This is a genomic window from Streptomyces sp. Ru71, from assembly GCF_002920535.1.
In the GTDB taxonomy this organism is placed as follows: Bacteria; Actinomycetota; Actinomycetes; order Streptomycetales; family Streptomycetaceae; genus Streptomyces.
In genome coordinates this window covers 48,425-70,512 of the sequence record NZ_PQSS01000020.1, presented here as the reverse complement: position 1 = coordinate 70,512, position 22,088 = coordinate 48,425, and the positions used below count along the sequence as shown (strand labels likewise).

Annotated in this window: 21 protein-coding genes; 9 read left to right on the top strand and 12 right to left on the bottom strand. The window is 73.8% G+C overall.

All coding sequences use genetic code 11. From position 1 onward, the window contains the following. Positions 1 to 113: 113 nt before the first annotated feature. The gene (locus tag C3489_RS15125; protein ID WP_103782329.1) at positions 114 to 1,118 is read right to left on the bottom strand and encodes a zinc-binding dehydrogenase; all 1,005 of its coding nucleotides are present in this window, start codon (positions 1,116 to 1,118) and stop codon (positions 114 to 116) included. Further along, positions 1,115 to 2,272, bottom strand: a complete 1,158-nt coding sequence (locus tag C3489_RS15120) for a mandelate racemase/muconate lactonizing enzyme family protein (RefSeq protein ID WP_103782328.1) — start codon at positions 2,270 to 2,272, stop codon at positions 1,115 to 1,117. The genes C3489_RS15125 and C3489_RS15120 overlap by 4 nt, the downstream gene beginning before the upstream one ends. Positions 2,273 to 2,472: 200 nt before the next feature. Here C3489_RS15120 and C3489_RS15115 point away from each other — a divergent pair, with 200 nt between their 5' ends. Both C3489_RS15115 and C3489_RS15110 read left to right on the top strand, forming a co-directional pair. Continuing rightward, positions 2,473 to 3,450, top strand: a complete 978-nt coding sequence (locus C3489_RS15115) for a hypothetical protein (RefSeq protein ID WP_103782327.1) — start codon at positions 2,473 to 2,475, stop codon at positions 3,448 to 3,450. 153 nt (positions 3,451 to 3,603) lie between these two features. Further along, positions 3,604 to 4,752 carry a serine hydrolase domain-containing protein gene (locus C3489_RS15110; RefSeq protein ID WP_103782326.1) on the top strand — a complete coding sequence of 383 codons (1,149 nt, stop codon included), beginning with the start codon at positions 3,604 to 3,606 and terminating at the stop codon, positions 4,750 to 4,752. Positions 4,753 to 4,874: 122 nt separating this feature from the next. Here C3489_RS15110 and C3489_RS15105 read toward each other — a convergent pair whose 3' ends face one another. Both C3489_RS15105 and C3489_RS15100 read right to left on the bottom strand, forming a co-directional pair. After that, a complete protein-coding gene (locus C3489_RS15105; RefSeq protein WP_103782325.1) occupies positions 4,875 to 5,294 on the bottom strand; it encodes an organic hydroperoxide resistance protein in 420 nt (139 codons plus the stop codon). 107 nt (positions 5,295 to 5,401) lie between these two features. Further along, entirely contained in the window at positions 5,402 to 6,433 is a 1,032-nt protein-coding gene (locus C3489_RS15100; RefSeq protein WP_103782324.1) for an NADP-dependent oxidoreductase, read from the bottom strand. Between the two features lie 87 nt (positions 6,434 to 6,520). Here C3489_RS15100 and C3489_RS15095 point away from each other — a divergent pair, with 87 nt between their 5' ends. Both C3489_RS15095 and C3489_RS15090 read left to right on the top strand, forming a co-directional pair. After that, complete coding sequence (locus tag C3489_RS15095) at positions 6,521 to 6,958, top strand: MarR family winged helix-turn-helix transcriptional regulator (protein ID WP_103782323.1); 438 nt, start codon at positions 6,521 to 6,523, stop codon at positions 6,956 to 6,958. A gap of 48 nt (positions 6,959 to 7,006) precedes the next feature. After that, positions 7,007 to 7,849: an EI24 domain-containing protein gene (locus tag C3489_RS15090; protein WP_103782322.1), complete on the top strand. Its 843-nt coding sequence runs from the start codon at positions 7,007 to 7,009 to the stop codon at positions 7,847 to 7,849. Here C3489_RS15090 and C3489_RS15085 read toward each other — a convergent pair. Both C3489_RS15085 and C3489_RS15080 read right to left on the bottom strand, forming a co-directional pair. Then, entirely contained in the window at positions 7,800 to 9,041 is a 1,242-nt protein-coding gene (locus C3489_RS15085) for a pyroglutamyl peptidase (protein ID WP_103782321.1), read from the bottom strand. The two genes, C3489_RS15090 and C3489_RS15085, sit on opposite strands and share 50 nt — an antisense overlap. A 97-nt stretch (positions 9,042 to 9,138) precedes the next feature. After that, positions 9,139 to 10,074, bottom strand: coding sequence for a LysR family transcriptional regulator (locus C3489_RS15080; protein ID WP_258054703.1), 936 nt, complete (start codon positions 10,072 to 10,074; stop codon positions 9,139 to 9,141). Between the two features lie 58 nt (positions 10,075 to 10,132). Here C3489_RS15080 and C3489_RS15075 point away from each other — a divergent pair, with 58 nt between their 5' ends. Further along, positions 10,133 to 10,936, top strand: coding sequence for an NAD(P)-dependent oxidoreductase (locus tag C3489_RS15075; RefSeq protein WP_103782319.1), 804 nt, complete (start codon positions 10,133 to 10,135; stop codon positions 10,934 to 10,936). A 15-nt stretch (positions 10,937 to 10,951) separates the two neighbouring features. After that, positions 10,952 to 11,341 (top strand): RidA family protein, encoded by a 390-nt coding sequence (locus tag C3489_RS15070; RefSeq protein WP_103782318.1) that lies wholly within the window; start codon positions 10,952 to 10,954, stop codon positions 11,339 to 11,341. 9 nt (positions 11,342 to 11,350) lie between these two features. Here C3489_RS15070 and C3489_RS15065 read toward each other — a convergent pair whose 3' ends face one another. Continuing rightward, positions 11,351 to 12,100 carry a maleylpyruvate isomerase family mycothiol-dependent enzyme gene (locus C3489_RS15065; RefSeq protein WP_181139678.1) on the bottom strand — a complete coding sequence of 250 codons (750 nt, stop codon included), beginning with the start codon at positions 12,098 to 12,100 and terminating at the stop codon, positions 11,351 to 11,353. After that, positions 12,097 to 13,521 (bottom strand): PLP-dependent aminotransferase family protein, encoded by a 1,425-nt coding sequence (locus tag C3489_RS15060; protein ID WP_103782317.1) that lies wholly within the window; start codon positions 13,519 to 13,521, stop codon positions 12,097 to 12,099. Before C3489_RS15060 ends, C3489_RS15065 begins: the two co-directional genes overlap by 4 nt. Positions 13,522 to 13,568: 47 nt before the next feature. Here C3489_RS15060 and C3489_RS15055 point away from each other — a divergent pair, with 47 nt between their 5' ends. Next, positions 13,569 to 14,756 (top strand): MFS transporter, encoded by a 1,188-nt coding sequence (locus C3489_RS15055; protein WP_258054702.1) that lies wholly within the window; start codon positions 13,569 to 13,571, stop codon positions 14,754 to 14,756. Positions 14,757 to 14,771: 15 nt separating this feature from the next. On the opposite strand, the gene C3489_RS15050 is transcribed toward C3489_RS15055, so the two are convergent. Further along, positions 14,772 to 15,353, bottom strand: coding sequence for a TetR/AcrR family transcriptional regulator (locus C3489_RS15050; RefSeq protein ID WP_103782316.1), 582 nt, complete (start codon positions 15,351 to 15,353; stop codon positions 14,772 to 14,774). A 101-nt stretch (positions 15,354 to 15,454) separates the two neighbouring features. On the opposite strand from C3489_RS15050, the gene C3489_RS15045 reads away from it, so the two are divergent. Further along, complete coding sequence (locus C3489_RS15045; protein WP_103782315.1) at positions 15,455 to 17,899, top strand: glycoside hydrolase family 3 protein; 2,445 nt, start codon at positions 15,455 to 15,457, stop codon at positions 17,897 to 17,899. Positions 17,900 to 17,987: 88 nt separating this feature from the next. Here C3489_RS15045 and C3489_RS15040 read toward each other — a convergent pair whose 3' ends face one another. Both C3489_RS15040 and C3489_RS15035 read right to left on the bottom strand, forming a co-directional pair. After that, a complete protein-coding gene (locus C3489_RS15040; protein WP_103782314.1) occupies positions 17,988 to 18,959 on the bottom strand; it encodes an aldose epimerase family protein in 972 nt (323 codons plus the stop codon). 10 nt (positions 18,960 to 18,969) lie between these two features. Continuing rightward, on the bottom strand, positions 18,970 to 19,869 hold the full coding sequence (locus C3489_RS15035; RefSeq protein ID WP_103782313.1) for an SGNH/GDSL hydrolase family protein: 900 nt from the start codon (positions 19,867 to 19,869) through the stop codon (positions 18,970 to 18,972). Positions 19,870 to 20,123: 254 nt separating this feature from the next. On the opposite strand from C3489_RS15035, the gene C3489_RS15030 reads away from it, so the two are divergent. Next, positions 20,124 to 20,618 carry a DUF3145 domain-containing protein gene (locus C3489_RS15030; protein WP_103782312.1) on the top strand — a complete coding sequence of 165 codons (495 nt, stop codon included), beginning with the start codon at positions 20,124 to 20,126 and terminating at the stop codon, positions 20,616 to 20,618. 147 nt (positions 20,619 to 20,765) lie between these two features. On the opposite strand, the gene fabF is transcribed toward C3489_RS15030, so the two are convergent. Next, on the bottom strand, positions 20,766 to 22,037 hold the full coding sequence (fabF, locus tag C3489_RS15025; RefSeq protein WP_103782311.1) for a beta-ketoacyl-ACP synthase II: 1,272 nt from the start codon (positions 22,035 to 22,037) through the stop codon (positions 20,766 to 20,768). Positions 22,038 to 22,088 lie beyond the last annotated feature (51 nt).

Below are 22,088 nucleotides of genomic sequence, written 5' to 3'. Positions count from 1 at the left end.
CGTTCGATATGTCGGACGAGGTTCGCGGCTGTTGGCATACGGGGGTGGTGGTACGCCGGTACGAAAGACCGTCAGGTCGCCCCCCGTACCGGCGTACGTCTCACGGCAGCGGCCTACGGATGCAGAAGAACCTTGCCCACCTTCGGATCGCCCGACCCCACCAGCTCCATGGCCCGCGGGAACTCGGCCAGCGGCAGCTCGTGCGTCACCAGCGGCACCGGGTCCAGCAGTCCGGCGGCGAACACCCGCACGGTGTGCGCCCAGGCGTCCGGCGGCGCCCCGAAGACGGTGTGCACCTCCAGCTGCCGTACGACGAGATCGGTCGGGTCGAGCCCGCCCGCGCCCGGCGCCGGGATACCGGTCAGCACCAGCCGCCCGCCCCGCCGCAGCAGCGCGGCGGCCGTACGGGCCGCGTCCGCGGACCCGGCGGTCTCGATCACGACGTCGAAGTCGCCGGGAAGCTCCTCCTCCTTGGTGCGGAAGTCGGTGGCGCCGAACTGCCGCGCCAGCGCCTCCCGGTCCCTGCGCGTGCCCACGGTCAGCAGCTCGGCCGGGGAGCCGGCCCGCAGGAACTGCACGGCGAACATGCCGAGCGTCCCGGTGCCGACCACCGCGACCCGCTCACCGGGCCGGGCGTTCGCCTTGAGCGCGGCGGCCGCGACGCAGGCGGCCGGCTCCAGCAGCGCGGCGGCCGTCAGATCGGCGTCGTCGGGCAGCACGTGCAGCAGCCGGGCGGGCAGGGTCAGCGTCGGCGCCATGGCACCGGGCTGGGTGAACCCGGTCTCCTCGTAGCCGGCGCTGCACAGCGTGGTCTCACCGGCGTGACAGCGGTCGCACACCTGGCAGTTGCGAAAGCCCTCGCCGACCACCTTTCGGCCGACCAGGCCCCCGGGGACCCCGGATCCCACGGCTTCGACGGTGCCGGACCACTCGTGACCGGGCGTCAGCGGGTAGCGGACGTACCCCTCGGGCCGGTTGCCCTGGAACACCTCGCGGTCGCTGCCGCAGATCCCCACCGAGTGCACCCGCACCAGCGCCTCGCCGGCCTGCGGTGCGCGCGGCGTGTGCTCGGCGAGCCGGTGCTCGCCGGGCGCCTCGACGACGACGTGGCCGGTCACTGCGTGCCCTTCGGCTGGCGCTTCTCCCAGCCCTCGGCCCACAGGTCGAACCGGGCCTGCTGCTGCGGGAACTCGGCGGCCGCGTCCACGTCCAGCTCGACGCCGAGGCCCGGCGCGTCGGAGAGCTGGAAGTAGCCGTCGACGACCTCGGGGGCGCCCTTGACCACCTTCTTGATCTCCCCGTCGGCGAAGTCGTTGAAGTGCTCAAGGATCTTGAAGTTCGGTGAGGTGAAGCCGACCTGGAGGGAGGCGGCGGTGAGCACCGAACCACCCACGTTGTGCGGGGCGATGAGCATGTAGTGGGTCTCGGCGGTCGCGGCGAGCTTGCGGGTCTCCCAGATGCCGCCGATGTGGCCGAGGTCGGGCTGGATGATGTCCACGGCCTGGCTGTCGAACAGCTCCCGGAACTCGATCCGGTCGTGGATGCGCTCGCCCGTGGCCACCGGGATGTCCACCTTCGCGGCCACCTTCTGAAGCGCCTTGAGGTTCTCCGGCGGCACCGGCTCCTCCAGCCAGGCCGGCTGGAAGGGCGCCATCTCCTTGGCGAGCCGCACCGCGGTGGCGGGGGAGAAGCGGCCGTGCATCTCCAGCATCAGCTCGGTCTCCGGGCCGATCGCGTCCCGCACGGCCTCGATCAGCGAGACCGCGTACAGGGTCTGCTGGTGGTCCAGTTCGAAGTGGCCGGTGCCGAACGGGTCGATCTTCAGCGCCTTGTACCCGCGCTCCACGACGCCCTGCGCGGCCTTGTGGTACGCCTCCGGGGTGCGCTCGGTGGTGTACCAGCCGTTGGCGTACGCCTTGACCCTGTCGGTGACCTTGCCGCCCAGCAGCTGCCACACCGGCACGCCGAGGGCCTTGCCCTTGATGTCCCAGCAGGCCATCTCGACCACCGCGATGCCGGACATCACGATCTCGCCGGCCCGCCCGTAGTCGCCGTACTTCATCCGGCGCACCAGGTCCTCGACAGCGAACGGGTCGGAGCCCAGGATGTGGTTGGTCTCGGCCTCCTTCAGGTAGCCGAGGAGGGCGTCGGTGTGGCCCAGCATCCGGGTCTCTCCGACTCCGGTCAGCCCCTCGTCGGTGTGCACCTGGACGTAGGTCAGGTTGCGCCACGGCGTCCCGACCACGTGTGTGCTGATTCCGGTGATGCGCACGGCAGTTGCCCTTCGCTGTTCGAGATTTCGTCACACGTTCGAAATGCTGGCGAGACAGTAAGGACGGGGCGGCGGCAGCGTCAAGGGGTCCAACGGGTAACGGTTTCGAGACTTTCGGTGAGCGGACGCTTGCCTTCCCACACAACCTTCACAGCGGTGCCTAGGAACGTTACCGGCGGCGCACCTAGTCTTCCCGCGTCATGGACTTCTGCCACTCCTGCCACCGCCACCTCAACGGCGCCCTCGCCTGTCCGGGCTGCGGCGTCCCGGTGGAACAACTGCGCCCGAGCGCCCACGCCGAGCAGCACACGGGGGCGGAGTACGGATACGCGACGTACGGCTACGGCGACCAGGCCGCGACGCCGGGACACGCGCCGGACACCGCGTACGCCCAGGGGCAGGCTTACGCGGCGCAGGCCGCGCACGCCGGGTACGGGGCGTACGGCGAGGAGGCGGCGCACGCCGGGCACGGCGCGTACGACGAGCGCGTCGCCTACGACATGGGGCACTCCACGGACGCCGACGAGAGGGAGGACGTGGAGGACGACGAGGCCGTCGAGGACGACGCCGAGGATGACGCCGGGGACGCCGACGAGGCGCCGGCCGGCCGCCGTGAACGCCGGGCAGCCGGCGGAAGGGGCGCCGGCGGCCGGTCCGCCGAGCCGGACGGGAGCCGGCGCGACCGCAAGGCCGCCGCCCACCGCAGGCGCCGCCGCCGCACCCTGCTGATCACCGCCGGTTTCGTCCTGGCCGCCGGCGGCCTGAGCCTCGCCGAACTCGGCATCGATGCCCCGGGCTTCTCCGCCCCCGACCCGGCGGCGGCCGGAGGCGATGCGGCGGACGGCGCCACGAGCGGGGACGCGGAGCCCGACGCGGACCAGTCGTCCCGGCCGCACCAGGTCCCGGCGTCGGACACCCGCCCCGCGTCCTCGGCGTCACCGGACGCCTCGGCCTCTGCGTCGCCGTCCCCGTCGGACAGCGCGTCCCCGAGCACCACCGCCTCCACGCCCGGCACCAGCCCGACCAGGGCGGCCACCCCCGCGCCCGCTCCCTCGGCGACCCGCACGGCGGCCCCCGCCCCGGCGCCCACGCGTTCCTCCGCACCGACGCCCCCGCCGCCGGCCCCGGACCCGGAGCCCACCCAGACCTGCAACCGTTTCCTGTGGTGGTGCACCTGAGCCCGCGCCCGCACTGACGGACGCGTCCCCTCCCGGGCGTTGAGTGGAATCGGTGTCTTTCGCCGTACCGGTCTGTGTGCGACCGGCGTGGAAGACCACGGACATGATCTCCGTCAGGCACCATGAGGGGCGGAGAGCAGGGGAGGAGAGCGGATGGCTCAGGAGATTCACGGCACCGTGGCCGACGGGTTCGAGGCGGTGCGTGCGGAGTTCGCGTCCTTCGTGGCCGCGGAACGGCCCGACTACGAGGGCCAGTTGTGCGCGTACCTGCACGGACGCCGGGTCGTCGACCTGTGGACGGGCGGCGAGGCCGACTCCCTGTACGGCGTGTTCTCGTCCACCAAGGGCGCCGCCCACCTGGTGGTCGCGCTCCTCGTGCAGGACGGCACCCTGGAGCTGGACCGCAAGGTCACCTACTACTGGCCCGAGTTCGGCGCCGAGGGCAAGGCCGCGGTGACCCTGCGGGAGCTGCTCGCCCACCGCGCCGGGCTGGTCGGACTGGACGCCGGGTTCTCCGCGGCGGAGATGGCCGACGACCGCGCCCTCGCCGAACGGCTCGCGGACCAGAAGCCGTTCTGGCGGCCCGGCACGGCGTTCGGCTACCACGCCCTGGTCATCGGCGCGCTCACCGGCGAGGTGGTACGCCGGGCCACCGGCCGCACGCTGCAGGAGGTCTACGAGGAGCGCGTGCGGGCACCGTACGGGCTGGACTTCTACCTGGGCCTGCCCGAGTCCGAGGAGCCGCGCTTCCGCACCGTGCAGCCGATGGCCCCGACCCCGGAGCAGCAGGCCCGGCTGGACGCGCAGCCCACCGGGCCGCACACGCTGACCTCGATCGCCTACAACACCCATGTCCCCGAGCCGGGAACCCTGGAGGGCTACGCCAACTCCCGCCTGGTGCGTGCCAAGGGGCCGGCGTCGGCGGGCGGCGTCGCCTCCGCGCGGGGCCTGGCGACGATGTACGCGGCGGCGATCAGCGAGCTGGACGACCGGCCGCCGCTGCTGAAGCCGGACACCATCGCCGAGGTGGGCCAGATCCACTCCGTGGGCTACGACCTGGTGGCCCGTACCCACAAGGCCTTCGGACTGGGCTTCCAGGCGACCGCCGACCAGTGGTACCCGTTCCTCGGCGCGGGCACCTTCGGCCACAGCGGCGCCGGCGGCTCCCAGGCATTCGCCGACCCCCGCTCCGGCCTGGCCTACGGCTACACCCGCCGCCGCATGTCCTTCCCCGGAGGCGCGGCCCCGGAGAACACGGCACTGGTCAGGGCCGTACACGAGGCGGCACTCGGGAACAACTGACGGCGACACACGAACGCCGGGCGCGGGGGCCGACCCGGAAGGGGCGCGGGGAACTGCGCGACCAGCCCCCACAACCCGCACCCGGACGACCACCGCACCCGGCGGACGAGAGGAACCGTCTCTCAGACGAGCGTCACGGTGATGTTGCCCCGCGTCGCCTTGGAGTACGGGCACACCTCGTGCGCCTTCTTCACCAGGCTCGCGGCCGTCTCCGCGTCCACGTTCGGAATGTTCGCGGAGATCTCCACGATGATCCCGAAGCCCTCGTCGTTCTTGCCGATGCCGACCTTGGCGGTGACGGTCGAACCGGAGATGTCGGCGCCCTCCTGACGGGCGACGACACCGAGCGCGCCCTGGAAGCACGCGCTGTAGCCGGCGGCGAACAGCTGCTCCGGGTTGGTGCCGGCGCCGCTGCCGCCCATCTCGACCGGCGGGTTGACGACGACGTCGAGCTTGCCGTCGTCGGTGGCGACCCGGCCGTCGCGGCCGTTCTCGGCGGTGGCGACGGCGGTGTACAGGACGTCGGACTGCGAAATGGGCATGCGGTTGTCTTCCTCCTCGGTCCGCCACGACTCGCGCCCACGATCGACGGCGGATTTCGGAAAGAAGTTACCGTATACCGGAAGACCCCGAAAGGCCGGAGCCTGCCTCAGAGCTTGACGACCATCTTGCCGATGTTGTCGCCGCGCAGGACCCCGAGGAACGCCTCCAGGGTGTTCTCGATGCCCTCGACCACGGTCTCCCGGTACTTCAGCGCGCCCGAGGCCACCCACGGGGCGACCTCCTGGACGAACTGCGGCTGCAGGTCGTAGTGGTCGCCGACCAGGAAGCCCTCGATGCGGCCCCGGGTCTGGATGAGCCGGGCCAGGTTGCGCGGGCCGGGGGCCGGCTCGGTGTTGTTGTAGACGGAGATCATCCCGCAGACCGCGATCCGGCCGCCCTCGCGCAGGGAGCCGATCGCCGCCTCCAGGTGGTCGCCGCCGACGTTGTCGAAGTACACGTCGATCCCGTCGGGCGCGGCGGCGCGCAGCTGCTCGCCGACGGGGCCGTTCTTGTAGTTGAAGGCCGCGTCGAAGCCGTACTCGTCCACCAGCAGCTTGACCTTCTCGTCGGACCCGGCCGAGCCGATCACCCGGGAGGCGCCCTTGAGCTTGGCGATCTGCCCGACCTGGCTGCCGACGGCACCGGCCGCGCCGGAGACGAAGACGATGTCGCCCTCCTTGAAGGAGGCGGTGCGCAGCAGCCCGGCGTAGGCGGTCAGGCCGGTCATGCCGAGGACGCCGAGGTAGGCCGAGAGCGGGACCTCGGCGGCCGCGTCGACCTTGACCGCGGGAACGGCCGTCGGGCCCACCTTGACGGCGTGCCTGGCGTCCACGACGGCGTACTCGCGCCAGCCGAAGAAGTGCAGGACGTGGTCGCCGACGGCGATGCCCTCGGCGTTGGAGGCGACGACCTCGCCGACCGCGCCGCCCTGCATGGCCTTGCCCAGCTCGAACGGGGCGACATAGGACTTGGCGGCCGACATCCTGCCGCGCATGTAGGGGTCCACGGAGAGGTACTCGTTGCGTACCAGGACCTGGCCCTCGCCCGGTTCCGGCACCTGAGCCTCGACCAGGGCGAAGTCCTCGGGCTTCGGCCAGCCGACGGGGCGGCTGAGCAGGTGCCACTCGCGGTTGATCATGACAGGCCTTTCGATTTACTTCAGTACCTGAAACAACGATGCTCCTGAATATTTCAGGTTGTCAAGTAAGCGGGTATCCTGGAGATCATGTCCACCCCACACACGACCCGCCGCCCCGACCCGCTGACCCTGGAGGTCGTCGAGCTCATCGGGGACGTCGTGGCCCGCTTCTACGCGGACTACGAGGAGGCCGCGGGCGAGCACGCGCTGACCGGCGCCCAGGCGCGGCTGCTCAGCCTGCTGTCCCTGGAGCCGCTGCCGATGCGCAAGCTGGCGCAGAAGCTGAAGTGCGAGCCGTCCAACGTCACCGGGATCGTGGACCGGCTGGAGGCGCGCGGCCTGGTCGAGCGCCGCCCTGACCCCGCGGACCGCCGGGTCAAGCTGGCGGCCGCCACCGACGAGGGCCGCCGCGTCGCCCGGGACCTGCGCGACGGCCTGCGCTTCGCCCGCGAGCCGCTGGCCGGCCTGTCCGACGCCGAGCGCGAGTCCCTGCGCGACCTGCTGCGCAGGATGCTCGACGCCTGAGCGGCCCGCGCGCGGGGCCCGGCCCCCGGGCCTCGCTAGAGTGCTGCCATGCGTGATCTCGGGGTGGGCTTCGGCTATCTGCTCAAAGGCCAGCGATGGGTGGCCCGGCACGGCAAGAGCTACGGCTTCGGGCTGCTGCCCGGGCTGGTGACGCTCGTGCTGTACGCCGCGGCGCTCGTCGCGCTCGCCGTCGGGGGCGAGGACTTCGTCGGCTGGGCGACCCCGTTCGCCGACGACTGGTCCAGCCCGTGGCTCGGCCTGTTCCGCGGCTTCCTCACCGCCGTCCTGTTCGCGCTCGGCCTGCTCCTCGCCGTGCTCACCTTCACCGCCGTCACGCTGCTGATCGGCCAGCCCTTCTACGAGAGCCTCTCCGAGCGGGTCGACCGCGATGTGTCCCCCGACGGCACCGCGCCCGAGTCGGACCAGCCGCTGTGGCGCGAGCTGTGGGTCTCCGGCCGCGACAGCCTGCGCATCCTGGTCCGGGCCGCGCTCTGGGGCGTGCTGCTCTTCGCCCTCGGCTTCGTGCCCGTCGTCGGCCAGACCGTGGTCCCGGTGATCGGGTTCTTCGTCACCGGCTTCTTCCTCACCGAGGAGCTGACCGCCGTCGCCCTGGAGCGGCGCGGGGTCGCCCTGCGCGAGCGCCTCGCCCTGCTGCGCTCGCGCAAGCTGCTCGTCTGGGGCTTCGGGACCCCGCTCGGCCTGGCCTTCCTCGTCCCCTTCGTCGCCGTGTTCCTGATGCCGGGCGCGGTCGCCGGTGCCACGCTGCTCGCCCGCGACCTGCGCGGCGAGGAGATCGACGAGGGCGAGGGCGAGAGGAACGACCGCGACGGCGGCGACGCCGCTATGCCGCTCCCGCAGCCACCGACAGGATCGCCCGCACCTGGGCGATGATGTCCAGCCGGTTGCGCTCGAACTCCGGGTCCGTGACCGCGCCCGTGGCCGGGTCGGTGTTGCCGGCGCCGAACTGCAGCACCGGGGTGTGCACATGCCCGCCGGGCAGGCGCTCGTGCAGGCCGAGCCGGTCGCGCAGCAGCGTCGCCCGGTAGGCGATCTCGTTGGACAGGTAGTTCCCGCCGCCCCCGGCCCGCGCCGCCGACCCCGGCGTCGGCCCGTCCGGCCGCACCACCGGCTCACCGCCTCCCGCCGGTATCTCGGTCACGGAGGTGTTGTCGTACACCGGGAAACGGCCCGTGTCCGCCGCCGTGATCCGGGCGTACGGCAGGGTCGTCGTCGTCCACTGCGGCTGCGACGCCGGGTCGGTGACCGGGATCGGGCCGGGCGTCCCGGTGTTGTCGTTGTCCGGGGAGCCGCCCCTCCAGGCCCCGTTGGTGCGCTCGACGTCGAAGCGCCCCACCCGGCCCTGGCTCACCGTGGTGAACAGGTCGACCCGCGGCAGCCACGGCCGCAGCGCCCGCTCCACGGCCCCCTGTTCAAAGTCCCGCCAGCGCACCGGGAACACCACCGTCTCCACCCGCGCAGGACCGCCGGCCGTCTCGATCACCGTGCCGTCCAGGGCCAGCGCACTCGCGCCGGACGGATTGGAGATCCGGATGTCCCTGTCCAGCGTGAACGGGTCGAAGCCGGTGACGAGAACCCGCTTGAGCCCCTTGCCGGCGTGCGGATACCGGACGTCGTCCTGACCCCGCGAGGCGCGCTCCAAGGCGTCCAGGAGGGCGTCGCGTCGCGCCTGGGTCAGCTCGAACCCCGGCTGCCACTGCCGTACTTCCCGTGTCATCGCCAGCCGCGCCCAGTACAGCGGCCGGTCGTCGTCCCGGCTCAACTCGCCCGCCGGACCGCGCCCCTGCGCCCGGTCCACGGCCCGCCGCCACAGCGCGGACCCTTCCCGGACGACGACCTGGTGCGCCTGCGACCAGGAGCGCGCCTGGCCCAGCGCCCGGGCGAAGTCCGGCGTCACGGTGTCGAATCCGGAGCGGCGCAGGATCTCCTGCGGTACGGCCCTGTCGAGGCGCTGTTCCTCGGCGGTCGGGGCGAGGGGCGCCGGGGCGGCCGACGCCGTGGTGGGAACGGCCAGTACGGCCGCGAGGGCGGGCCCGAGCGCGGCAGCGCGAACGCGTCGTGACATCAAGGCGGTTGGGGTCCTTCCGTCGCCGTGGGGAGCGCACTTGTGGGACGGGCGCAGTATCGCGTGACCCGAGTGGCGCGCGCCATGGTGCCGTCGGTCAGGCCGGAACGCGTGCCGCGGCCTCGCGCAGCGCGGTGAGGAAGGCGCGCACGGCCGGGGTCGGGGACGCGCCCCGGGGGGTGGCCGCGTACACCGCCCGGGGCGGGGCGTCCTCCTGCCGTACCGGCACCAGGGCGACGTCCGGCCGCACGGACGCGGCGGCCAGCGCCGGGACCAGGGTGACGCCGAGGCCGGCGGCCACATAGCCCTGCTTGGCGGTCCACTCGGCGACGACATGAGCGACGCGGGGCCGGAAGCCCTGCCGGACCGCCGCGGCGAGCAGGGTGCCCTCCGGCCGCGGACTGCCCGCGATCCAGTCGGCGTCGGCGAACCGGTCGAGACGCACCGGCGCACCGGCCCCGGCCAGCGGGTGGCCGGCCGCCACGGCGACGTACAGGGTCTCGTCGAGCAGGTGGTGCAGGTCGCACACCTCCAGCGGGGCGCGGCCCGTCGCCGACACCACCGCGAGGTCGAGATGCCCGGCCGTGACTTGGTCCAGCAGGGCGGGGGACAGGCCCTCCTCCCGGGTGACGCGGACGCCGGGGTGGCGGGCGCGGAAGGCGGCCAGGGCCTGTGGGACGAGTGCCGCGTCGGCGGTCGCGAACGCGCCGAACCTGAGCCGCCCGCCGGCCGCCGCGCGCAGGTCGGCCAGCTCGCGCGCGGCGCCGCGCAGCGTCTCGGTGACGGTCTCGGCGTGCGGGAGGAGCGTGCGGCCCGCCTCGGTGAGCCGTACGCCGCGCGGCAGCCGGTCGAACAGCGGGCCGCCGCCCAGCGCCGACTCCAGGGAGGAGATCTGCCGGGACACCGCGGACTGGGTCCAGCCCAGCGTCCGCGCGGCCACGGTGAACGACCCGTGCCGGGCCACCTCCAGGAAGACGCGCAGCCAGACGGTGCTGAGGTCGGGGGTCTCGTCGTAGGGATGCGAAATGCGCATGTCAGCGATGCTAGACATTCGCTTGTCGCATCCCGTGCCCGGTCCTAGCGTCGACGGCATGGAGAAGATCGCCTTTCTGGGGCTCGGCCGCATGGGCACGCCCATGGCCGCGAGGCTGCTGGCCGCCGGTCACCCGCTCACCGTCTGGAACCGCACACCGGCCAGGGCCGCACCGCTCGTGGCCGAGGGGGCCGTACTCGGTGCCTCGCCGGAGGAGGCGGTGCGGGACGCCGACGTGGTCATCACGATGCTCACCGGACCGCGGGCGCTCACGGCCGTCGCCGACGCCGTCGTCCCCGCGCTGCGGCCGGGCACGACCTGGATCGAGATGTCCACCGTCGGCCCGGACGCCATACGGGAACTGGCCGAGCGGCTGAAGGACGGGGTGACGCTGGTGGACGCGCCGGTCATGGGCAGCACCGACCGGGCCGCCGACGGCACGCTCGGCATCCTCGCCGGCGGTGAGGCGTCGGCCACCGAGCACGTGCTGGTCCGGCTGGGCACCGTCACCCGCACCGGGCCGCTCGGCTCGGGCGCGGCCCTCAAACTCGTCCTCAACGCGGCGGTGATCGGCGGCGTCGGCCTCGTCGCGGAGGCGCTGCGGCTCGCCGACGCGCTCGGCCTCGACGGCGACACCGCCCGCACCGCGCTGGCCGGCAGCCCGCTCGGCGGAGTGGTGGCCCGCGCCTTCGCCGAGGGCGTGCACTTCGCCACGGACCTCGCCGTGAAGGACCTGGAGCTCGCCACCGGCGCCGCCGCACTGCCCGTCGTCCAGGCCGTCTCGGACCACTTCCGGCGTGCCGCGGCCGAGGACCCCGGCGCCGACATCGCGCACGCCGTCCCCCGCATCCGTACCGCCTGAGCCCCGAGGAGCACGATGAAGGTCACCCTGGACAACCCGGCCGGCGCCCCGCAGCCCGCCAACGCCTACTACTCCCAGGTCGCCCGCGTCGAACACGCCGACGGCAGCGCCCTGTTGTTCGTCTCCGGCCAGGTCGCCGAGGGCGCGACGGTCGCCGAGCAGTCCCGTGGCATCTTCGAGGCGCTGGGCGCCCTGCTCGGGGCGCACGGCGCGACCCTGGCGGACGTCGTCAACATCCGCACCTACCTCACCGACATCTCCCGGCTGCACGAATACGGCGCCGTACGCCGGGAGTTCCTCACCGGCACCGCGCCGACGAGCATGACGTTCGAGGCGCCGCGCCTGTTCAAGCCGGACGCCCGGATCGAGATCGAGGTGGTGGCCGCGGTACCGGCCGGACGGTGACGGGCGTGCTCAGCACCAGCCGGGCGCCGGGGGCAGTGGCCAGCGGGGCGGGGTCGGCAGCGGGCCGTCCGACAGCAGGGGGGTGTGCGGGCCGCGGCCGCACAGCCAGGCCAGCAGCGCGGGGCCGGGGCCGGTGACGGCGGGGCCGTCCGAGCCGGTGTCCCAGTCGCGGTCGAGGTCGGTGGCCCGGACGCGGGCGAGGGGGAAGTCCCGGGCGGCCAGGGCGGCGACGGTCTCGTCGAGGGCCCGGGCGACATAGCCGGCGGGCCAGTCGGTGACGCGGTACCCGAGGTCCAGGTCGACGTGGTGGGTCTCCAGTTCACGCTGGGCGCGGTGGAGGGTGTACCAGGCCGGGTGGCGCCAGCCCGCGAGGGCGCGGACCAGCGTGGGCCAGCGGTCCGCGGGCATGGCCTCCGCCGTGTCGAGAAGCCGGTGCAGGCTGCCGCGCAGGTCGGCCACCAGCGCGGCCGCGTCCCGCTCGGCGCCCTCGCGCAGCGCCCGGTCCAGGGCGGCGGCGTCGGCCCGGGGGCCGGGTGCGGTGCCGGTGCGGGCCAGGGTCAGCAGCCACACGTAGGCGTCGGCGCTCCGGGCGAGATGGGTCAGGACGTGGGCCCGGCTCCAGCCGGGCAGCGTGGAGGGCCGGCGGGCCCGCGCGTCGGTCAGCGCGTCGAGGGTGACGTCGAGGCGGGTGGCCGACCGCCGTACGCCGTCGAGGAGTTCGCCGATGCGGGCGGGGCCCGGGTCCGTGGTGCCGGTCACGGGCGGTGACCCCCCAGCCGGCCGGTGAGCAGGGGGCCGACGGCCGCGATGCCCTCGGCGACGGCCCGTTCGCCGACGTCGCCGAAGCCGAGGACGAGCTGCGCGGGCCCGCCGTGGTCCGCGGCGCGGCAGGCGCCGATGCCGTACAGGCCGACCCCTCGGGCACGGGCCGCGGTGACGACCTGGTCCTCGTCGGCGTCCTCGGGCAGCCGGGCCACGGCGTGGAAACCGGCGGCGAGACCGGTCACCGGCACGTCGGGGGCGTGCTCGGCGAGCGCGGCGAGCAGGGCGGTGCGGCGGGCCGCGTAGAGGGCGCGCATCCGGCGCAGATGGCGGTCGAAGCGTCCGGACTCCATCAGCGCGGCCAGGGCGAGCTGGTCGAGGGTGGGGGTGCCGCGGTCGCTGCGGTGCTTGTGTTCGGTGAGCGCCCCGGTCAGCGCCGGCGGGCAGAGCATCCAGCCGAGCCGCAGGGCCGGGGCGAGGGACTTGCTGACCGTGCCGAGCAGGACGACGCGGTCCGGCGCCAGGCCCTGGAGCGCGCCGAGCGGTTCCCGGTCGTAGCGGAACTCGGCGTCGTAGTCGTCCTCGACGACGATCGCGTCGCGGCCCCTGGCCCACTCGATCAGGGCGAGCCGGCGTTCCGGGGCGAGGGCGACGCCGGTCGGCCACTGGTGGGCGGGGGTGACGACGACGGCGCGGGCGTCGGTCGCGGCCAGCGCCTGGACGTCGACACCGTGGGCGTCGACCGGGACGAAGACCGCGCGCAGGCCGGCCGCCTCGGCGGCCGCGCGGGCCGCGCCGGGGGAGCCGGGGTCCTCGAAGGCCACGGTCCGCACTCCGCCCTCGGCGAGCACTCGAAGGACGAGACCGAGGCCCTGGGCGTAGCCGTTGCAGACCAGGATGTGGTCCGGAGCGGCCGCGGCGGCGCGGACCCGGCGCAGATAGCCGGCCAGGACTTCGCGCAGGTGCGCGCTGCCACGGGCGTCGCCGTAGCCGAACGCCGCCGTCGGCATCGCGCGGGCCGCCTCCCGCGTGGCCCACAGCCAGTCCCGCAGCGGGAAGGAGCCCAGGTCCGGTACGCCCCACCGGAAGTCGGCCAGCAGTGGCGCGGTAGCGGGGGGCGGCTGTGCGCCGTCCGGCGGGGCGGCGGCGCCCGACGCCACCCGGGTCGCGGAACCCGGGCGGGCCACCAGGTAACCCTCGGCCCGCAGCTGCGCGTAGCACTCCTGCACCAGTCCGCGGGAGAGGCCGAGCGTGCGGGCGAGCTCCCGGGAGGACGGCAGCCGCTCGCCCACCGTCAGACGGCCGCCGCGGATCGCGTCCCGCAGCGCGTGCTCCACCTGCGCGCGCAGCGGTCGGCCGCTGCCACGGTCGACGGCCAGCAGCAGTTCGGGCGGACAACTGGACCACTGAACCGGCATGGAAGTGGAGCTTATCGGTGATCCGGCCGACCGCGTAGCGTCCCGCCGTGACCGAGACAACCGACGCGGGCGGCCGTTCCCGCACCCCTCGACCGCCCCTGCTGACACGGCCGTTGCTGCTGCGCTGCGTGTCCATCCTGGGGGCCTCCACCAGCTTCTACCTGCTGCTGTCGGTCGTCCCCGGCTACGCCTCGGCCGACGGCGCCGGCGGCCGGTCGGCCGGGCTGGCCACCGGCGCGCTGATGGCGGGCACGGTGGTGGGGGAGCTGGCGACCCCCGCCCTGGTCCGTCGCCACGGCTACCGGGCCGTGCTCGCGGTGGGCCTCGCCCTGCTGGGAGTGCCGGCCCTCGCGCTGACGTCGTCCCGCGCGCTGTGGTGGATCGCCGCGATCTGCCTGCTGCGCGGAGGGGGCTTCGCGTTCACCGTGGTGGCGGGCGGTGCGCTGACCGCGGCGCTCATCCCGGCCGAACGGCGCGGGGAGGGTCTGGCGTTGGTCGGCGTCGTCGGCGGCGTGCCCGCGCTGCTGGCGTTGCCGCTGAGCGTGTGGCTGGTTGCGCACGTGGGTCACACGGTGGTGTTCACGGCCGGGGCGCTGGCCGCGCTCGCCGCGATCCTCGCGGTGCCCGGTCTGCCCGACCGCATCCGCGCCTCGGGACGACCCGTCAGCATCGCCGAAGGGCTGCGCACGCCCGGACTGAGGCGCCCGGCCGTGGTGTTCGCGGCCATCGCCGTGGCCGCCGGGATCGTGGTCACCTTTCTGCCCCTGGCCGTCCCCGACTCGGCCACGGGTCTGCTCGCCGTGGCCCTGTTCGTCCAGCCCGCGGCGACCACGGTGGCGCGCTGGCTCGCCGGCCGGCACGGCGACCGGCACGACGCCGCCGCGCTGGTGCTGCCCGGCCTGCTGCTCGCGGCCGCCGGCACGCTGCTGATGGCGCTCACCACCACCCCGCTCGCCGTGCTCGTCGCGGCCGGTGTGTTCGGGATCGGCTTCGGCATCGCCCAGAACGCCACGCTGACCCTGATGTACGCACGCGTGCCCCTGGCCGGCTACGGCACGGTCAGCGCGCTGTGGAACGTCGCCTACGACGCCGGCATGGGCGTCGGCGCGCTCGTCTTCGGCGCGCTCGCGGACCGGACCGGCTACCCGTGGGCCTTCGCCCTGACCGGCACGGCGATGCTGGCCGCCCTGGCCCCCGCCCGGCGAGACCGTGCCGGGCACGCTCGCCGTGCGTAGCCCGGCACGGGCACCTCAGTCCACCGGCTCGCCCAGCAGGCGCAGGAAGTCGCGGAACGCGGCCGGCATGTCCACCGTCTCCGGGTCCAGCAGCCACTGGTACTGCAGGCCGTCCATCACCGCGACCAGGAGCGGTGCCGTGCGTTCGGGGGTGAGCCCGTTGGGGAGGCGGTCGCCGTACTCGGTGCGCAGGACGTCCGCCATGCTCTCGCGGACCCTGCGGTAGCGGTCGGTGAAGTAGGCGCGCGCCGGGTGGTCCTCGGTGACGCTCTCGCCGAGCAGGGCCGAGAAGGTCTGGATGATGCCGGGCCGCATCGCGTTGTACTCGACCAGCGAGGCGAGCAGGTCCAGGCGCCACTGGCTGTCCGGGACCGCGTCCCACTGGTCCCGCTCCTTCAGGACGGCGACCAGCAGCGTCTCCTTGGTCGGGAAGTAGTGCAGCAGCCCCTGCTGGGTGAGGCCCACCCGCTCCGCGACCGCGCCCAGGCTCGCGCCCCGGTACCCGCGCTCGGCGATCACCTCCAGTGCCGCCCGCACGATCTCCGCGCGCCGCTCCTCGCTCCTGACCCTCGCGTTCATGGCGTCACCGTACCCCAGCCCCGGCTCATGAATAACGGCAGGATAACGAAAACTACCGGTCTACAGGGAACGGGTGCACCATGGGAGCCCCTGCACGGACGTCATGAGGAGGCACCGCGATGGCGGGACCCCAGCGCACCCCGGCCGACGAGGCCCGCGAGGCGGTCGTCGAGTCCGCACTCGGCAAGCTCGATGTGGACACCAAGACGCGGCTGCTGGCCGGGCAGGACATGTGGTCCCTGCCCGCACTGCCCGAGATCGGCCTGGACTCGCTCGTCATGTCCGACGGCCCGATCGGGGTGCGCGGCGTGCGCTGGAGCGCCGACGACCCCTCCGTCGCCCTGCCCTCCCCGACCGCCCTCGCCGCCACCTGGGACCCCGAACTCGCCCGCCGCGCCGGTGTGCTGCTCGCCCAGGAGGCCCGCCGCAAGGGCGTCCACGTGCTGCTCGCGCCCACCGTCAACCTGCACCGCTCCCCGCTCGGCGGCCGCCACTTCGAGGCCTACAGCGAGGACCCGTACCTCACCGGCCGTATCGGCACCGGCTACGTCCAGGGAGTGCAGTCGGGCGGCGTCGGCACCACCGTCAAGCACTTCGTCGCCAACGACGCCGAGACCGACCGCTTCACCGTCGACAACCGCGTCTCCGAACGCGCCCTGCGCGAGCTGTACCTGGCGCCCTTCGAGGCCATCGTGGAGAACGCCCACCCCTGGGGCATCATGACCGCCTACAACACGGTCAACGGCACCACCATGACCGAGCACCACTACCTGGTGAACGAGGTGCTGCGCGGCGAGTGGGGCTTCGACGGCTGCAACGTCTCCGACTGGTTCGCCGCCCGCGACACGGTCGGCGCGCTCCAGGGCGGCCTCGACGTGGCGATGCCCGGCCCGCGCACCGTCTTCGGCGAGGCCCTCGCCCAGGCCGTCCGCGACGGAAAGGTCACCGAGGCCGCCGTCGACGACGCCGTACGCCGTGTGCTGCGGCTCGCCGCCCGCACCGGCGCCCTCGCCGGCGCCGAGCCCGCCGTCACCGAACTGCCCGGAGCCGTCGACGGCGAGGCCCTGGCCCGCGAGATCGCCCGCCGCTCCTTCGTCCTGGTCCGCAACGACAGCGCCGCGCTGCCGCTCAAGCCCGGCCGCACCGTCGCCCTGATCGGCGCCGCCGCCCGCGACGCCCGCGTCCTCGGCGGCGGCTCCGCCACCGTCTTCCCGGCCCGGATCGTCTCCCCGCTCGACGGCCTCACCGCCGCCCTCCCCGAGGGCGCCGTCCGCTACGCCGTCGGCGCCGACCCGGCCACCGAACTCGCCGTCGCCGACCAGGGCTTCACCCTGCGAGCCGTCTGCCGGGACGCGAACGGTGAGGTCATCGGCACCGCCTCCGCCCCCAACGGGCAGATCCAGTGGCTCGGCTCCGACCTGCCCGACGGCGTCACCCGCGAGACCCTGCACTCCGTCGAACTGACCGGCGTGTTCACCCCGCGCGAGAGCGGCCCGCACACCTTCGGCATCCGCGGCACCGGCGGCTTCACCCTCCGCGTCGCGGGGACGACGTACTTCGACGGCGTCCAGCCCCCGGCCGGCGACAGCGACCCCTTCGAGGCGTTCTTCGGCACCCCGGTGGAGCGCGCCCAGGCCGAACTGACCGCCGGCGAGCCCGTCGAGGTCTCCCTCACCCACCTCGTCGAGCGGCAGGAAGCCGCACCGCTGTCGGCGGTCCTGTTCGCCCTCGCCCACCAGGCCCCGCGGCGCGACCCCGACGAACTGATCGCCGAGGCCGTCGAAGCGGCCCGCGCCGCCGACACCGCCGTCGTCGTGGTCGCCACCACCGAGCGGGTGGAATCGGAGGGCTTCGACCGCAAGGACCTGGCGCTGCCCGGCCGCCAGGACGACCTGGTGCGCGCGGTCGCCGAGGCCAACCCCCACACCGTCGTCGTCGTCAACTCCGGCTCCCCGGTGGAGCTGCCCTGGCGCGAGGAGGTCGCCGCCGTGCTGCTGAGCTGGTTCCCCGGTCAGGAGGGCGGCGCCGCCCTGGCCGACGTGCTCACCGGAGCGTACGAACCGGGCGGCCGGCTGCCCACCACCTGGGGCTCCCTCCAGGACGCGCCCGTCACCCGGGTCGTGCCCACCGAGGGCCGGCTCGACTACGACGAGGACGTGTTCATCGGCTACCGCGCCTGGGAGAAGGAAGGCCGCACCCCGGCGTACCCCTTCGGCCACGGCCTCGGCTACACCGACTGGACCTACGAGTCGGCCGAGACGGACGGGACGACGGTGACGGTCCGCGTCCGCAACACCGGCACCCGGGCCGGGCGGGAGGTCGTACAGCTCTATCTCGCGCCCACCGAGCCCGGCGCCGGCCGCCCGGCCCGGTGGCTGGCCGGCTTCGCCGGCGTCGAGGCCGGGCCGGGCGAGGTCGCCGAGGCGGTCGTCGAGCTGCCGCGCCGCGCCTTCGAGATCTGGGACGAGACGACCAACTCATGGTCATTTGTGAAGGGTTCGTACGAGATCCAGGCCGGACGCTCGATCGCGGACCGTCGCATCGCCGTCACGATTAACGTCTGATCCGGGACGCCGCCCCACCTGACGGGGGACGGCCCCCCACCAGCAGCCCCGGTCCGGGACCTGACCCCTGGACCGGGGCTCGTGCCGTTCAGCGCACGGAGAAGCCGTACACCGTCTCCGAGCGGTACACCTCGCCCGGCCTGAGCACCGTGCTCGGGAACTCCGGCCGGTTCGGGGAGTCGGGGAAGTGCTGTGTCTCCAGCGCCACGCCGGCGCCCGGGCCGAACGGGTCGCCCAGGTGGTCGGCGGAGTACAGCTGCAGGCCCGGCTCGGTCGTCGCCACCGTCAGCACCCGCCCGGACTCCGGGTCGTGCAGCTCGGCCACCTCCACGGGGGCCTCGGTGACGCCCTTGTCCAGGACGAAGTTGTGGTCGTAGCCCGAGCCGATCGTGCGCGGCGCACGGAAGTCGAAGCGGGTGCCGGCGACGTCCGCGAGCTTCCCGGTCGGGATCAGGCCGGCGTCGACGGGGGTGTAGCGGGAGGCGTCCAGACGCAGTTCGAGGCCGCCCGCGTGGCGGGAGCCGGCCAGGTCGAAGTAGCTGTGGTTGGTCAGGTTCACCACGGTCGGCGCGTCCGTGACCGCCTCGTAGGCCACGTGCAGCGCGCCGGAGGCGTCCAGGGTGTAGGTCGCGGTGACCTCCAGGCGGCCCGGGAAGCCCTCCTCGCCGTCCGCGCTGACCCGGCTCAGCCGCACCCCGTGCTCGACCGGCCGCACGTCCCAGACCCGCTTGTCGAAGCCGCGCACGCCGCCGTGCAGCGAGTTGGGGCCGTCGTTCGGCGCGAGCGGGTACGCGTGCCCGTCCAGGGTGAAGCGGGCGCCGGCGATCCGGTTGGCGTACCGGCCCACCAGGGCGCCCAGATGGGGCTCCGGGTGGGCGAGATAGCCGTCGAGGCCGGCGAACCCGAGCACCACGTCCCCGGCCCGCCCCTGACGGTCCGGCACCTCCACCGACTGCACGACCCCGCCGTAGGAGAGGACCCGCACCCGGGTGCCCGAACGCTCCAGGGTCCAGCGGTGGACCGGGGTGCCGTCGGAAAGTGTTCCGAAAAGTTCGCTCATGTGGGGAACCCTAGGACACCGGCTCCTTCGCGGTGACCGTGCGATAGGCGATCTCGGCGAGCCGTGCCTGCCCGTCGGTGCTGGGGTGGAACCAGTCCCAGTGGCTCAACTGCGCGGTGCCGAAGCGGAAGTCGTGCACGGCGTTGCCGTCGAAGCGGCAGTACCTGTCCTTGGCGCACACCTCCTTCAGCACCGCGTTGTACGCCTCCACCCGGTTCTGCACGGTGTCCCGGCGCAAGGTGGCCGCGGCGCTGAAGGAATCGGCGTCGCCCAGCATCGACGGGCAGATGCCCAGCTTCCAGATCTGCTTGCCCAGCGCGTTGGTGCGGCCCTGCGACCACAGGCGCTTCAGGTTCGGCACGCTCGCCACGTACACCTGCGCCTTGGGCAGCGACCGCCGCAGCGTGCGCAGGGCCTCCTCGAACCGGGCGCGGAAGTCCGCCACGGACGTCATCGCCGCCGTGGTGTCCCGGCAGGCGTCGTTCGCGCCCGCCATCACCGTCACCAACTGCGGTCTGCGCGCCGCCGCCCGCGCCATCTGGGCCGGAAGGTCGGCCATCCGGGCGCCCGTCACCGCGTAGTTCCAGCTGTGCGTGGCCGCCCGCTGTCTGCCCAGCAGCCGCACCGCCAGCGAGTCCACCTCCGGGCTGTCGCCGGTCGCCCACGACACCCGCGGACAGTCCGACAGCACCGAGCAGGCGTCGAAACCGCGCGTGATGGAGTCACCCACCGCCGCGACGGAATCCGGCGTGGTGTCCCACGACGGCGTCGGCGACGGACGTGACGCCCGCGCCTGACCCCCCGGCCCGCCGGGGGAGTCCCCGCCGACCGCGTCACAGCCCGCGGCGCCCAGCACGGCGGCCGCCACGAGGGCCGTCACGGCCCGCACCCGGTGGCTTCGCTTCCGCATCCGCAGCAGATCCCCTCACATCGTCCGGCAGACTCCTTGCCACCATCACAACGCGCGGGGGTTCCCCCACCGTGCCGTGCAACGGCTCACACCCGTACAAGCGTCCCCCTGGGTGAATGGCAGGCGTTTCACCGCACCGGGACCGACGGTACGTCACACTCCTTGCGCCGCCGCACGGTAGCCTCGCCATCAACGTGGCCTGCCGGCCGCCGCCCCGCCCGCCCGCAAGACGACCCGCCTGCCCGGAGGTCCCGGTGACGACACGTGGAGTTCTGTACGTGCACTCCGCGCCGCGCGCGCTGTGCCCGCACGTCGAGTGGGCCGTCGCCGGGGTGCTCGGCACGCGCGTCAACCTCGACTGGATCCGGCAGCCCGCCGCACCCGGTACCTGGCGCTCGGAGTTCTCCTGGCAGGGCGAGGTGGGCACGGCGTCCAAGCTGGCGTCCGCGCTGCGCGGCTGGCACCTGCTGCGCTTCGAGGTGACCGCGGAGCCGTGCGCCACCGCCGAGGGCGAGCGCTACTCCTGCACCCCCGACCTGGGCATCTTCCACGCCGTCACCGGCATCCACGGCGACATCCTCATCCCCGAGGACCGCCTGCGCGCCGCCCTCCTGCGCTCCCAGCGCGACGAGACGGACCTGGAAGCCGAGATCGCCAAACTCCTCGGCAAGCCCTGGGACGACGAACTGGAACCGTTCAGGTACGCGGGAGAGGGAGCGCCGGTGCGCTGGCTGCACCAGGTGGTCTGAAAGACGCCGCGAGGGAGCAGGCCCCAGGGGCGCGGGGAACTGCGCGACCAGCCACAACGAACCCGCACCCGGCGACGAACAGCACACACAACGGCGAGTGGCCCGGCCTCCACAAGGAGCCCGGGCCACTGACGCCTAACGGCACTGTCACACCGTACGGAACGCCAGAACGACGTTGTGCCCACCGAACCCGAACGAGTCGTTGAGCGCGGCGATACGCCCGTCGGCCGGCAGCTTCCGCGCCTCCCCGCGGACCACGTCCGCGTTCGCCTCGGCCTCGGGGTCGATGTTCTCGACGTTGATGGTCGGCGGAGCCACCCGGTTGTACAGCGCGAGCACGGTCGCGACCGACTCGACACCGCCGGCGCCACCGAGCAGGTGACCGGTCATCGACTTGGTCGCGGAGACCGCGATGTGGTCGGTGTCGTCGCCGAAGACCTTGCGCAGCGCCTTCAGTTCGGCGATGTCACCGGCCGGCGTGGAGGTGGCGTGCGCGTTGACGTGCACGATCTCCGCGGGGTCCAGGCCGGTGCGGTCCAGCAGGTTCTGCAGGGCGTGCGCGATACCGCGGCCCTCCGGCTCCGGCTGCACGATGTCGTGGCTGTCGGCGGACACGCCCTGCCCGACCGCCTCCGCGTAGACGCGGGCGCCGCGCTTGGCGGCGTGCTCGGCGGACTCCAGGACCAGCACGCCGGCGCCCTCGCCGAGGACGAAGCCGTCGCGGGCGACGTCGTAGGGGCGCGAGGCGCCCTGCGGGTCGTCGTTGTTCTTGGACATCGCCATCATGTTGCCGAACGCGGCGATGGGCAGCGGGTGGATCGCCGCCTCCGTACCGCCGGCGACGACGACGTCGGCGCGGCCGGTGCGGATCATCTCGATGGCGTAACCGATGGCCTCGGCGCCGGAGGCGCACGCGGAGACCGGCGTGTGCACGCCCGCGCGGGCGCCCACGGCCAGGCCCACGTTGGCCGAGGGGCTGTTCGGCATCAGCATGGGGACGGTGTGCGGGGAGACGCGGCGGACGCCCTTCTCCTTCAGCACGTCGTACTGGTCCAGCAGGGTCGTCACACCGCCGATGCCGGAGGCGATGACCGCGCCGAGGCGGTCGGGGTCGACGCTGCCGTCCTCGCCGGCCTTCGCCTCGAAGCCGGCGTCCTTCCACGCCTCCTGGGCCGCGATCAGCGCGAACTGCGCCGAGCGGTCCAGCTTGCGGGCCTGCGGCCGCGGGATGACCTCGGTCGGCTCCACGGCGACCGGGGCCGCGATCTTGACGGCCTGGTCGGCCGCCCAGTCCTGCTCCAGGGGCTTGACGCCGGAACGTCCGGCGACCAGGCCCTCCCAGGTCGAGGCTGCGTCGCCACCCAGCGGTGTGGTTGCGCCGATACCGGTGACGACCACGGTGCGATTGGTCGAGCTCACGGGAATTCTTTCTCCAACGATTGAACGAGGATTCGTCACGGCGCCACCGCC

Excerpts from the sequence above, each read along its gene's own strand:
- C3489_RS15075 (WP_103782319.1), top strand. The coding sequence starts at position 10,133 with ATGGAGAAGATCGCCTTTCTGGGGCTCGGCCGCATGGGCACGCCCATG.
- C3489_RS15115 (WP_103782327.1), top strand. The coding sequence starts at position 2,473 with ATGGACTTCTGCCACTCCTGCCACCGCCACCTCAACGGCGCCCTCGCC.
- C3489_RS15080 (WP_258054703.1), bottom strand. The coding sequence starts at position 10,074 with ATGCGCATTTCGCATCCCTACGACGAGACCCCCGACCTCAGCACCGTC.
- C3489_RS15060 (WP_103782317.1), bottom strand. The coding sequence starts at position 13,521 with ATGCCGGTTCAGTGGTCCAGTTGTCCGCCCGAACTGCTGCTGGCCGTC.
- C3489_RS15070 (WP_103782318.1), top strand. The coding sequence starts at position 10,952 with ATGAAGGTCACCCTGGACAACCCGGCCGGCGCCCCGCAGCCCGCCAAC.
- C3489_RS15090 (WP_103782322.1), top strand. The coding sequence starts at position 7,007 with ATGCGTGATCTCGGGGTGGGCTTCGGCTATCTGCTCAAAGGCCAGCGA.
- C3489_RS15100 (WP_103782324.1), bottom strand. The coding sequence starts at position 6,433 with ATGATCAACCGCGAGTGGCACCTGCTCAGCCGCCCCGTCGGCTGGCCG.
- C3489_RS15045 (WP_103782315.1), top strand. The coding sequence starts at position 15,455 with ATGGCGGGACCCCAGCGCACCCCGGCCGACGAGGCCCGCGAGGCGGTC.
- C3489_RS15085 (WP_103782321.1), bottom strand. The coding sequence starts at position 9,041 with ATGTCACGACGCGTTCGCGCTGCCGCGCTCGGGCCCGCCCTCGCGGCC.
- C3489_RS15040 (WP_103782314.1), bottom strand. The coding sequence starts at position 18,959 with ATGAGCGAACTTTTCGGAACACTTTCCGACGGCACCCCGGTCCACCGC.
- C3489_RS15095 (WP_103782323.1), top strand. The coding sequence starts at position 6,521 with ATGTCCACCCCACACACGACCCGCCGCCCCGACCCGCTGACCCTGGAG.
- C3489_RS15105 (WP_103782325.1), bottom strand. The coding sequence starts at position 5,294 with ATGCCCATTTCGCAGTCCGACGTCCTGTACACCGCCGTCGCCACCGCC.
- C3489_RS15110 (WP_103782326.1), top strand. The coding sequence starts at position 3,604 with ATGGCTCAGGAGATTCACGGCACCGTGGCCGACGGGTTCGAGGCGGTG.
- C3489_RS15035 (WP_103782313.1), bottom strand. The coding sequence starts at position 19,869 with ATGCGGAAGCGAAGCCACCGGGTGCGGGCCGTGACGGCCCTCGTGGCG.